The 11,997-nt window shown below is 36.6% G+C and carries 8 protein-coding genes; 1 reads left to right on the top strand and 7 read right to left on the bottom strand.

Annotated elements, in window-relative coordinates:
* Positions 1-22: 22 nt before the first annotated feature.
* The 3 genes from dinB to K6119_RS13910 form a co-directional block, all read right to left on the bottom strand.
* On the bottom strand, positions 23-1,228 hold the full coding sequence (gene dinB / locus K6119_RS13900) for a DNA polymerase IV (RefSeq protein WP_221832657.1): 1,206 nt from the start codon (positions 1,226-1,228) through the stop codon (positions 23-25).
* On the bottom strand, positions 1,228-4,272 hold the full coding sequence (locus K6119_RS13905) for a DNA polymerase III subunit alpha (RefSeq protein WP_221832659.1): 3,045 nt from the start codon (positions 4,270-4,272) through the stop codon (positions 1,228-1,230). Before K6119_RS13905 ends, dinB begins: the two co-directional genes overlap by 1 nt.
* A 169-nt stretch (positions 4,273-4,441) precedes the next feature.
* The gene (locus K6119_RS13910) at positions 4,442-4,846 is read right to left on the bottom strand and encodes an endonuclease domain-containing protein (protein WP_221832661.1); all 405 of its coding nucleotides are present in this window, start codon (positions 4,844-4,846) and stop codon (positions 4,442-4,444) included.
* A gap of 112 nt (positions 4,847-4,958) precedes the next feature.
* Here K6119_RS13910 and K6119_RS13915 point away from each other — a divergent pair, with 112 nt between their 5' ends.
* The gene (locus K6119_RS13915) at positions 4,959-5,561 is read left to right on the top strand and encodes a hypothetical protein (RefSeq protein ID WP_221832663.1); all 603 of its coding nucleotides are present in this window, start codon (positions 4,959-4,961) and stop codon (positions 5,559-5,561) included.
* On the opposite strand, the gene K6119_RS13920 is transcribed toward K6119_RS13915, so the two are convergent.
* From K6119_RS13920 to K6119_RS13935, 4 genes are all read right to left on the bottom strand, one after another.
* Positions 5,558-6,487, bottom strand: coding sequence for a PorP/SprF family type IX secretion system membrane protein (locus K6119_RS13920; protein ID WP_221832664.1), 930 nt, complete (start codon positions 6,485-6,487; stop codon positions 5,558-5,560). The two genes, K6119_RS13915 and K6119_RS13920, sit on opposite strands and share 4 nt — an antisense overlap.
* Positions 6,488-6,508: 21 nt before the next feature.
* A complete protein-coding gene (locus K6119_RS13925; RefSeq protein ID WP_221832667.1) occupies positions 6,509-10,222 on the bottom strand; it encodes a T9SS type B sorting domain-containing protein in 3,714 nt (1,237 codons plus the stop codon).
* On the bottom strand, positions 10,219-10,542 hold the full coding sequence (locus K6119_RS13930; RefSeq protein WP_221832668.1) for a hypothetical protein: 324 nt from the start codon (positions 10,540-10,542) through the stop codon (positions 10,219-10,221). Before K6119_RS13930 ends, K6119_RS13925 begins: the two co-directional genes overlap by 4 nt.
* Positions 10,543-10,666: 124 nt before the next feature.
* Positions 10,667-11,941: an aspartate kinase gene (locus tag K6119_RS13935; RefSeq protein WP_221832670.1), complete on the bottom strand. Its 1,275-nt coding sequence runs from the start codon at positions 11,939-11,941 to the stop codon at positions 10,667-10,669.
* Between the last annotated feature and the right edge of the window lie 56 nt (positions 11,942-11,997).

Here is an 11,997-nt window from a genome sequence, read left to right on the forward strand (position 1 = left end):
TGGAGTTTTTAAATGTAGTTATTTATTGTCTCCTATTTGCTAACAATGGAGGTGGTTCACCGTTAAATGGATTCCATCTGCTAATGCTTTTTGCCCCCATTCCTGATGCACGCATAATAGCTCTGTCACCGTATCTTTCTCTGATGTGATCCATGGCTTGATAGAGATTAATGACTTCAGTATCATCAAATAAATTGATTTGGTGCCCACCTTCAACCAGATGACTGAAACGAACACCTATCAATCGAACCAACATTCTTCGGTTATACAGTTGTTTAAATAAATCCAACACAATTGGAATAATGGTATGGTCAGATGCATTATAAGGAATGCGTTTTTGAAGGGTGTAAGTTTGAAAGTCTGAATACCTAATTTTTACCGTAATACAAGCGGTTAATTTATTGCCTCTTCTCAATTGGTAAACCAAATTTTCTGCAATGGCGGTAATAATTCCCTTTAGTTTAATAACGTCAATGGTATCCTTGTCAAAGGTGCGTTCAGTTGAAATGGATTTGCGTTCCTGATATTGTACAACAGGTGAATTGTCAATTCCGTTTGCTTTTTTCCACATTACCACTCCATTTTTGCCAAAAACCCTTTCCATAACTTCCATTGGCATTTCTTGAAGTGTATAAATTTTTTTGACCCCCAGATTACAAAGTGTACGGTAAGTTTTATCCCCAATCATGGGGATTTTTTTTACTGATAAAGGAGCTAAGAATGGTTTTTCGGTTCCAATAGCAACATTAATTTCATTGTTGGGTTTTGCTTCTCCGGTGGCAATTTTGGATACCGTTTTATTGGCGGATAAACCAAAGGATATGGGTAATCCGGTTTCTTTGATAATCTTTTGACGCAATTCAGAAGAGAACTTATAACATCCATAAAAACGATCCATACCTGTGAGGTCAGCATAGAATTCATCTACCGAAGTTTTTTCGTAAATCGGAACAGATTCTTTGATGATTTCAGTTACGGTATCCGAAAATTTGCTGTATACACCTGAATTTCCTCTTAAAATAATCGCTTCAGGACACAGTTGTTTGGCCATTCGCATAGGCATGGCAGAATGTATTCCAAATCTTCTTGCTTCATATGAACAGGAGGCAACTACTCCACGGTCTGATGTCCCTCCAATAATGACAGGTTTGCCAATAAGTTTGCTGTCAATCAGCCGCTCGCAAGACACAAAAAAAGTGTCCAAATCCATATGAACTATTGTCTTCATTAGTGTTTACTTTTTTTGCTTAAAGCGGTAAAGCCCATTCTTTCGTCAGAGTATCTAGGATCTTCTATGATCTCCATTTTTTCCATATACTCAGCTTCAATGGAGATGCAATCATAATCTTCAATTACTTTGCCTTTTACTTTGTAAACTCCACTTCCTCTAAAGTGATATTTAGCGGCTATTTGTGGAAAATGAACTGAATCTAACCATTGCCCTTTTTCATCTAAAAAAGTTCCGAAATACATGGTGTCCCCATTTTTGGTTGAGGTGCGTTTACGGTGAATCAGGTATCCTTTTATCCAAACAGTTTCACCTACATGATTGGGCAACTCTTCGGCCAGATAGTAAACAGTATCATCCTGACGTAGAATCTCAAAAACGTTGTGTAAAGGAAAACCCAGTAACTCAATTTGATCAAAAGTGTCTTCCTGCCATGAGTTTTCTAATTGGGGTATTTCATACTCCGGTCGTTGAATTCTAAAAAGATCTTTGACCAAAAAGTTGGCCAAATCATCTGTTCTTTTTTTGCTGACATTGCCTAATTTAAAGTGAGCTTCCCAAAGCAATGATCGTTTATTTTTTTTGGTAAATCTAAAAGCATCAATGCGGATTAATATGCTGATTTGTTCCAGTGATATTGGCACCCTATCTATAAAATCATTAAAGCTTTTGAAGTAGCCTTCCTTGTCTCTTGCTAATAAAATTAAAGCAGCTGTTTTTTGCTCAAATCCGTGTAAAAGGTGAAAGCCAACAAAGATGTCTTTGCCATATAAAGTAGTTTTGTATTCGCTTCTGTTGACACAAGGAGGATGAATAACTCCGCCATGTAATCGCGCTTCATGAACGTAGAGTTCTGTGCTATAAAAACCACCATAATTATTGATGGTTGCTACCATATATTCCAAAGGATAATAGGCTTTTAAAAACAAACTTTGATAACTTTCTACTGCATAAGATGCGGAGTGTCCTTTGGCAAAAGCATAACCGGCAAAACTGGCTGTTTGTCTCCATACTTCGGCTGTCAATTCTTTTGAATGTCCTCTGACATTAATACAGTTGTTAAAAAACTTGTCTCGTACCTGATCAAATTCTTCTCTAGATCTGTATTTACCGGACATTCCTCTTCGCATTTTATCCGCTTCTCCTAAACTTAATCCGGCAAAAAAGTGAGCTACTTTAATTACATCTTCCTGGTATACCATTACACCATAAGTTTCAGGCATGAGTTGTAGCATTACAGGATGGGCATCTTTTCTTCTTTCAGGATTGCGGTAGCGCAAAATATACTCCTGCATCATTCCAGATTGAGCTACTCCAGGACGAATGACAGAGCTTGCTGCTACCAACCCCAAATAATTATCTACCCTCAATTTTCGTAGCAACATCCGCATGGCAGGAGATTCAACATAAAAACATCCAATGGCCTGTGCATTTTTTAGCATTGTTTTAATGCGTTCATCCGTTTTGAATCGCTTCATGTCATGGATGTCTATAAAAGGTTCTTTTGGTCTTTTTTCCTTAATGATTTCTATGGCATCTTTGATTTTTCCAAGTCCTCTTTGGCTGAGAATATCAAACTTGTAGAGTCCTATATCCTCTGCAATGTGCATGTCAAATTGTATGGTTGGATATCCTTTAGGAGGTAAAAAGGTTGGTGTAAACCATGAAATGGGCTTCTCTGAAATTACAATTCCACTTGCGTGAATGCTGAGGTGACTGGGAAAACCATGAATGTATTCACTGTATTTAACGACTAAATGAGTGAGGTGATTCATCTCCCATTTTTGGATATAGTCTTTGCTTAGTTTGTCAATTTCCTCTTTGGGTAATCCAAAAACTTTACCTAATTCTCTCCTAACTGCTCTGGCTTGGAAAGTATTGTAAGTGGCTACTAAGGCAACATGCTTAAAACGATCAAATATATATGCGGTAACGTCATCTCGGTCTGTCCATGAAAAGTCAATGTCAAAATCAGGAGGGTTAATGCGATAAAGATTAATGAAGCGCTCAAAGTACAAGTCCAACTCAATAGGATCTACATCTGTAATGCGCAAAATATAAGCGACAACTGAGTTGGCACCACTTCCCCTACCGACATAAAAGTAGCCCTTTGATCTGGCGTATTTAACAATATCCCAATTGATGAGGAAATAAGAAACAAAGCCCATTTTTTTTATCGTGTCCAATTCCTTTTTAACTCTGGCTTTTACTTCATCAGTTGCCTCCGGATATCGATATTGCATTCCCTCTTTGCATAGTTTCATCAATAAAGCTTCATCCGCTTCTTCGCTTTCAGTATAGTGTTTTTGATTTTGAGGTGGAGCGGTATCGCTTAAATCAAAATGAATGGATGATTGATTGAGTATTTCATGGGTGTTAGTAATGATGTTGGGAAATGCTTCATAGAGATTTATCAACTCATCAATAGGAATCATTTGGTGAGATTCTAAGGCTTGCTCGTTTAAGGATAACTTACTTAATAAGGTGTTTTTATCAATGGCACGTAAGAGTCGGTGAGCATTAAAATCTCTTTTGTTGCGAAAAGTGACAGTTTGTAAAACCACCATTTTTGAAGTGTCTAGTTTTTTGATGCGGATATAATCCAAATCTTTAGGAGAAACACCTATGTATTCATGGGGTAGTAAATCTGCTAAACTGTTACCAGAGCTATCCCTTTTTAAGGGATAAACAACAAATACATTTTCAAAATCAGGAGCACGTTCAGGTATTTCTTTGATTCCATTTTCAACTATGGTTTTATTGAGTAGAAAAGGAGTGAGGTATTCATTAATTTCTTGAAAGCCTTTATTGTTTTTAGCTATGGCAATATATAGTTGTTCTACACCATTTCTAAAATCAATTCCAAAGATGGGCTTGATGTCATATTTTGGTGCCAAGCGAGCAAATTCAAGACAGGCAGAAGTATTGTTGATATCTGATATCACCATGGATTGGATACCGTTTACTTTGCCCAATTCTAATAATTGTTTGGGGCTGATGGTTCCATAGCGCAAGCTGTAGTATGAATGCGTGTTTAAGTACATTTGTCTCTCTTCTCTTCATACTTCTACCAAAAAGCTTGTTGTGAAAATTATTTACCTCCCCCTTAATCCCCCTCCTTTCCATCTCACATATCCCTCGCACAAGAGGGAATAGTATATTCCATTACTTGTGTATTTCCAAAATTTTCCAATAATCCAAAAGGATTATTAATTATTCCCCCTTTGGAGGGGGATTAAGGGGGAGGTCTGTAGACCTTAAAACATGTATAGCATGTTCTATCTTAATACTTATATCATCTATGCAATTAAGAACCTCTCCTTCTGTAAATCTTAAAAAATGATAACCTAGGTTTTCTAACCTTTCTTGACGATACCTATCATATGATGGGTTTGAAAAATGCGAACTACCGTCTATCTCTACGATCAACTTAACCTCCTGACAAAAAAAGTCTACAATAAACCTATCAATAGGTCTTTGTCTTTTAAATTGAGCGCCAATTCTACCTCTGCTAAGTAATGATTTCCAGATGTATTTTTCTGCCTTTGAAATTGACTCATTTCTCAGCTCCCAAGCCCTATCTTTTAGTTTTATATTGTAGTGGTTATATTTTTTCATTTGATTATCTCAATACAAAAATATTAAAAAACCGTCAATAATATGATTAAAAAATAATCAAAAAATTGTTGTTCAAAAAGGATTTGTACATTTAGGTCAATATCAGGTAATTATGAAAAAGTTGATAATCATTGCAGTATCCCTTTTTACAATTAATGTATTTGCACAAACAGATGCAATAGACGAACAGTGCACATCATATGATAAGATGCTAATACAAGCCGAAGAGGAAGCAGTTCCCATAGGAAAAATGAAAGTCAGTTGCCAATTGGTTAAAAGGGCAATAGGCCCTGTAGATCATGAGATTACCATTTATTTTGATGAGCATGAAACAATAATCACGCAGGATGATTCGGAACAAGAAGAGTTTTTGAAAGAGGCAGTGATAAGAAAAGTTGAATTTGAAATCAGTTCGGTATCCTACAAAATGAAATACGCATACTATTTTGATGAAGGAGGATTACTCGTAAAAGTAGATTATGTTGAAACAGGGTATGAGTGCTACCACAAAGAATCATATTTTAAGAGCAAAACTCTTATTAGAGTAAAACAAACTGCAACAGAAGGAGAAGATTGCCAAACTGAAGAAAAAGCAGAAACATATGATCACACTTCTCCAACAAAAGAGGAAAAAGCAGCTGCATCATGGCATTTAGCAGATGCAGATAAATTCAGACTAATTCTGTTCAACAACTACGAGTTGATGAAGAATTAATAAATTCTTGGGAAAGCAATAGCTCCAGAAGTAGCTCCTAAACGGTAAACCATCATCACTTCATGAGTTCCGCTATAGAAATCATTAAGTGCAGAAAAACCATATTCATATCCATAAGAAAGCATCAGCTGAGGAACAATATAAATCTGCATGTTCGCCATTACTTCATTACTAGAACGATAAGATACTCCAATTCCAAATCTGTCTTTGAACATGGTGTTGATGTTAAAGTCAATTTGAAGTGGAGAACCGGATACTTCTTTTACCAAAGTAGAAAATACCAAATCATGCTTGTCTTTGATTCTCCATTTGTAACCGGCATGTAAATAGTAATGCATATTTGCCGCATTGAATTTCACTTCTCCTTTCGGTCCGCCATTGTATTCAACAACTCTATTTTGAAGGATGTTAGGAATTACAAATCCAACATAAAAATTGTTGCGGTAAAAATAGGAACCAAACTTAAAGTTGGGTAAGGCAAAAGTTGGAGTATTATTCGTGTATAAAGGATCGTTTGGATCAATTGTATTGATGTCTTCCAAATCTGCTTTTACCAGGTTTAAAGAACTTGAAACACCAAAAATTAAACGACTGTTTTGTCCGGTTTTAATTTTATAGGCATATGAAGCAGAAATATCAGTTGAAGTATTAATTCCAACTCTATCCATGATGGCATTTACACCAATAAAGTGTTTTTGCTTTTTACCTAATGGCATGTTGTAGTTAACTCCTCCTAAGTGAGGTGCACCATCAAATCCTACCCACTGATTCTTATAGATAAGTGCCATATTGATGTTCTCAAATGTCCCAATTGAAGCTGGGTTAATGAACGGTTGATGGATGGCATACTGCCCAATGTGAAATTGATTTTGCCCTTGAACTCCAACGGCTATCAATACTGTTAAAAGTGCTAAAATTCTTTTCATCTCAATGCAATTTTTTGCTTCCTACTTTCTTCTTAAATCAATATATCCGTTGATAGGTTCTTCACCATTTCCAAGGTCCAAAACAAAAAAGTAAGTTCCGTCTACCACACTATCTCCCATTACTTTCATTTTTGCTCCATCTGAACTTCCATCCCAATCATTTAAATAAGGAGCAGCCTCAAATACTTTATCTCCCCATCTATTAAAAATCACAATGTTATTGTCTGGATATTGTTCCAAATGTAAAATCACAAAAGTGTCATTGAATCCATCATTATTTGGCGTAAAACCATTTGGAATCACAACATCTTGTTCTCCATTTACTTCAATGTAAATAGTAGCTCTTTCACATTCACTTACACAAACCGGGTCACAGATTTCGTAAACAATACTATCCAATCCTATAAATCCAGCATTTGGCGTGTATTCAAACTCTCCGTTTCCTAAATAACTTGCAGATCCTCCAATTGGTTGATCAATAATTGTAATAGTATTTACATCACCAGTATCATTGGTGTAAGCATTCACTGTTACTATTGTATTCGGGAATGTACTTGCATAATCATCATTAGCTGCAACCAAAGAAAGATCAGAGAAATTAACTGTAACTAGGATGGTGTTTTCACATCCGTTACCATCTGTAACAAGTAAACTATAAGTACCAGGAAGCAAGTTTCCTACAGATAAAGTATTCCCAACATTGTTTAATCCATCATTCCATAAATAAGTGTAATCAGGTGTACCGATTATTGTGATTCCTGATATTGTTCCTCCACCATTTACGCAGTTTCCATTATTTACCTGAATACTTGATGTGTCTATTTGAGGTAGATCATTAACTGTAATTACCAATGAATCTGCTGCCGTACATCCGTTAGCATCAGTACCTGTTACAGTAAAAGTTGAAGTCATAGCAGGAGTCACGGTTACATTTTGTCCTGGGAAGTTACTTCCACTTGAATTGGCCCAGTTATAGGTACTTATTCCGGTTCCATTAGCTGTAATATCTGCAGATTCACCTAAACAAATTGTTTGATCTGCACTTGCCAGGATGCTAGGTAGAGCATTTACAATTACAACAATATCATCTGTATCTGTACATCCGTCTGCATTAGAAACAGTTACTATATAAGTAGTTGTGGTAGAAGGTGAAACTGATTGGTTTTGTCCACTACCTAATCCATTGTCCCAGGTATAAGATGTTCCGCCATTGGCACTTAAATTAGCAACATCTCCTGCACAAATTGTTTGATCAACTCCTGCATCTGCAGTAGGATTTGCATTTACTGTGATTGTAACTGTTGCAGATCCTGAACAACCTCCTCCATCATCTACGTTTACAGTATAAGTAGTAGTTGAAGTTGGTGTAACAACATGAGTAGATCCTGTTCCTAAACCATTATCCCAAGAATAATTAATACCTCCAGATGCGCTCAAAGTATGAGATTCACCTTCACAGATATCAGTATCTGCACCGGCATCCGGTGTCAAGGCGGCTCCTACATCAATAAAAATATCATCAGTGTCAACGCATCCATTAGCATCAGTTACGGTTACTGTATAAGTAACAGGGCTGGTAATGTTGGTAAGATTTTGAGTAGCTCCTGCTCCTAAGCCTCCATCCCACATGTATGAAACACCTCCTGTTGCAGTAATTGAAGCACTACCTCCATTACAAACAGTAATATCGTTTCCAGCAAATGCATTTGGCAAAGGATTTACAGTAACCAACACATCATCAGTATCCTGACATCCTGCAGCATTTCCGACTGTAACAGTGTAAATAGTGTTAGAAGTAGGAGAAACCATTTCAGTTGCTGAACCGCCGCCAGAACTCCATGAATAAGTTGTCCCTCCAGAAGCTGTTAATGTAGCTGTTTGCCCATTACATATTGCCTGATCAGTTCCGGCATTTGCAGTTGGTGCAGCATTTACATTGACAGTAATTGCATCTGTATCTGTACAACCATTGCCGTCTGTTACAGTGACATTATATGTAGTTGTGGAATTAGGTGATACAGTTTGAGAAGCTCCGGTTGCAGGGATATCCCAGTTGTAGGTATAAGTTCCGTTTCCACCATTGGCAGTAGCAGTAATGTTGGCAGATTCATTATCACAAATTGTTTGATTTGAACCAGCATTTGCTACCGGGTTATCATTTACAGTTACGTATACAGATGCTGTAGTTGTGGTTCCGCAAAACCCTTGTACTTCAACTATATATTCAGTATTTTGAGCTGGAGTTACAGTTTCCGTTGCGTTTGCAGATGAAAATCCAACTGGTACAGATGACCAACTATAAGTGTATGGTCCTGTTCCTGTAATAATTGCAGAAATGTCTGTTGATTGTCCGTCACAAATGAATTCATCTATAGCTACGGCTTCAACTACTTGAACTCCAGATGTTGCAGAAATAGTATAAGAACAAATGTCTCCGGCAAACCCATCAACAACAATGTAATAAGTATTACCAATGGTTAATCCTGTTGCTAAAACAGTTTGTGAAGTTGTAGTTTCAAGGAAATTGGAAACCGGAACAAAGTTGGTACAGTTTGTACCTTCAAATATCTGCATTTGCATTCCATTACCATTTTGGCAAGATGAAATCTCAACGAAAAGTTCAGCAGTTGTTGCACTTGCTGTAAACTGTAGCCAGCTATTGTTGTCAATTTGTACCGGTGAAACTCCTGTGTAACCTGTACCAAAAACACAACCCGGAATTGGACTTCCAGGGTCACCAATTCCGCACATATTATCAGGTGTATCAATTGTATAAGCTGAAGAGGTAACACCACCATATCCATTTAAATCACAGATTTGTTGCGCATTAACACAGTCATCATTATCTGGAGATGTTACACAAATTTCAAATTCACCATTGTTGTTATTACCATATTCCCATACTCTAATAAACATTGTTGCACCTGGAGTCAAACCTGTTTGATAGATATGAGGCATTAATATTCCATCACCTGGCTCGCCATCATCATCACAAGCAACTAAAGAAGGTGATCCGCAAGGACCTGAATAAAGCGCCATTGCACCATCAGAAAAATCAACTCCGGCTGTATGAATATCTAATTGACCACTTGCCGGTACAACTACTGAGAACCACACATCTCCACCTGCATAACCTCCCTGGTAAGGAGAAGATCCTCCACAGCCAGAAGGTGTAGCAACAGCTGATCCTAGTGAACCTGCATTTGTAAATGTCAAATAATTACATGAAGGAGTAACTTCCGGCAAAGCATAAGCAGAGCACGGTTCGTTATTGTCAGGTGGTGCCAATCCAGTTACACAAACTTGAAAAGTAGATGTACCTGAACCTACTCCGTAATGATAAACTCTAAAGTAATATGTGTTTCCCGGGGTTAAACCAGAAGCTTGTAAAACCTCTAAACCATTTAAACCATTTACATCTTGACAATGAATTGAAGTCAATGATCCACATGTGCCACTGAATAATTGAATTACTGCGTCATATCCAACAGTAGGACTAACAGTGATATCCATTTCAGAACTGTTGGCAACAAATGAATACCAAACGTCATCATCTGCATTACCACCACCAGAACAAGTAGGCATTGATTGTGTTCCGTTACCAGAAGAACCGGCCTGGAATGTACATTGAGTAAAAGTTGGGGTGATCGTTTCAGCATTTGCACATTCATCACCTTGAGAAAATCCTAATCCTGCAAAAAGAGAAAAGGATACTAATGTCAATATCTTTTTCATCTTTCTTTACGATTTATTTTAACTATTTCAGCACCATTTTCTACTACGATAACTTTGACTCTGTCAAGAATCATGTAATCATTCATATCATGATTAGTGCAGCTAAAAGTCAAATTATATTCAACTAATACCAAACCACAGTCTTTAACACCTTTTAAAGTGCTAACCTCTTGTTGAATGGATTGTGCTTGTTCTTGTGTCTTAAGCTTGTTAAGAGAAATTGAAAATTCGAAGGTTTTTAATGGTGCTTTTTCTTGGGCAGAACCATTAATTGCAAGCATTAAGAATAACACTAGCAATAGTGAATTTTTTCTTTTCATAAGTAGTGAATTAGTAGGTGCGCATTAAACAAATGCGGACGCAAATGTATGGCTTCGTTTTTATAGAAGCAAATAAATTTAACTACTTACAATGTAATGATTTTCTTTAAATCGATTGAGGTGGCTAAATATTCAGCATAACAATTCTTGCTGTTTCTCTTGTTTTTTGCTGAAGGATTACTTTTTTGTCAGTAGTTACCCTTTTAATCGTAGCATCATCATAGTGTCTGATAGTCACCAACTCCAATGGTTCATTGTATTTTACAATGTAGGTGTCTTTGAAATGCTCAATTAATTTATCAATATCAATACGTGATTTATCACAACAAAAAGAAAAGCTTACTGCTGAGTTTTGCATGATATTCATTCGGATGCTTTCTTTGTTGAGATAAGCAAAAATCTCTTCTAAATTTTCCTCAATTACAAAAGAGAAATCCTTTGGTGAAATTGAAACCAAAACCTGATCCATTTTGAAAATGAATGAAGGAATATTGTTGTCGTTTTCCTCTGAACTTTGAATCACTGAACCTTTTGCCTCTGGGTTCACAAAAGACTTAATATAAAGTGGTATATTTTTTCTTTTTAGCGGTTGAATAGTTCTTGGGTGGATTACTGAAGCACCAAAATAGGCAAGCTCAATAGCCTCTCTAAAAGAAATTTTCTCTAAAAGAATGGTATTGTCAAACCATTTTGGATCCGCATTCAACATTCCGGGAACATCTTTCCAAATGGTCACATTATCTGCCTCCATTACATAGGCAAAAATAGCAGCAGAAAAATCTGAACCTTCTCTTCCTAATGTAGTGGTTAAGCCTTCAGGAGTATGACCAATAAATCCTTGAGAAATTAAAATTCGTTGACCTGAAATAAACTCATCCTTCACTACCGATTGAATTTGCTTTTCAGTTTGCTCCCAGTTAATACGAGCTTCTCTCCATTTATTGTCAGTTGCCACAACTTTGCGGGCATCTAACCAGGAAGAGTCTAATTCAAGATTGTTTAAATAGGCGTGTACAATTTTAGTTGAGATGACTTCTCCCAGAGATACAATTTGATCATATTCAAAATTGTAGTTTTCTGAATGTTGTGTTTTACACTTTTTACTAAGTTCTTGGAAGATGATCTCCAATTCAGTTGAAACATATTCTGATCCACTTGTAAATAGATCCTTTACAATTTCACGGTGAAATTTATTTAGATCATCAATTTTGGCTTGACAACTATTATCTCCGTTCCAATATGCATTTAGAATATCTTCTAGGGCATTGGTGGTTTTTCCCATGGCAGAAATAACTACAATTAGTTGATCTTCAGGATATCTTTTTATGATATCAGCAACATTCCTTACTGCATCTGCATTTTTTACTGAGGCACCACCAAATTTGAATACTCTTAGCATATTTTGTAAATTGTAATTGGTTTCTTTTTGTAAAACAGGCTGCAAAAATAGTGGTA

Source organism: Paracrocinitomix mangrovi (assembly GCF_019740355.2).
In the GTDB taxonomy this organism is placed as follows: domain Bacteria; phylum Bacteroidota; class Bacteroidia; order Flavobacteriales_D; family Crocinitomicaceae; genus Paracrocinitomix; species Paracrocinitomix mangrovi.

Coding starts and splice junctions, on each gene's coding strand:
- K6119_RS13910 (WP_221832661.1), bottom strand. CDS start 4,846: ATGAAAAAATATAACCACTACAATATAAAACTAAAAGATAGGGCTTGG.
- K6119_RS13920 (WP_221832664.1), bottom strand. CDS start 6,487: ATGAAAAGAATTTTAGCACTTTTAACAGTATTGATAGCCGTTGGAGTT.
- K6119_RS13925 (WP_221832667.1), bottom strand. CDS start 10,222: ATGAAAAAGATATTGACATTAGTATCCTTTTCTCTTTTTGCAGGATTA.
- K6119_RS13905 (WP_221832659.1), bottom strand. CDS start 4,272: ATGTACTTAAACACGCATTCATACTACAGCTTGCGCTATGGAACCATC.
- K6119_RS13935 (WP_221832670.1), bottom strand. CDS start 11,941: ATGCTAAGAGTATTCAAATTTGGTGGTGCCTCAGTAAAAAATGCAGAT.
- K6119_RS13915 (WP_221832663.1), top strand. CDS start 4,959: ATGAAAAAGTTGATAATCATTGCAGTATCCCTTTTTACAATTAATGTA.
- dinB (WP_221832657.1), bottom strand. CDS start 1,228: ATGAAGACAATAGTTCATATGGATTTGGACACTTTTTTTGTGTCTTGC.
- K6119_RS13930 (WP_221832668.1), bottom strand. CDS start 10,542: ATGAAAAGAAAAAATTCACTATTGCTAGTGTTATTCTTAATGCTTGCA.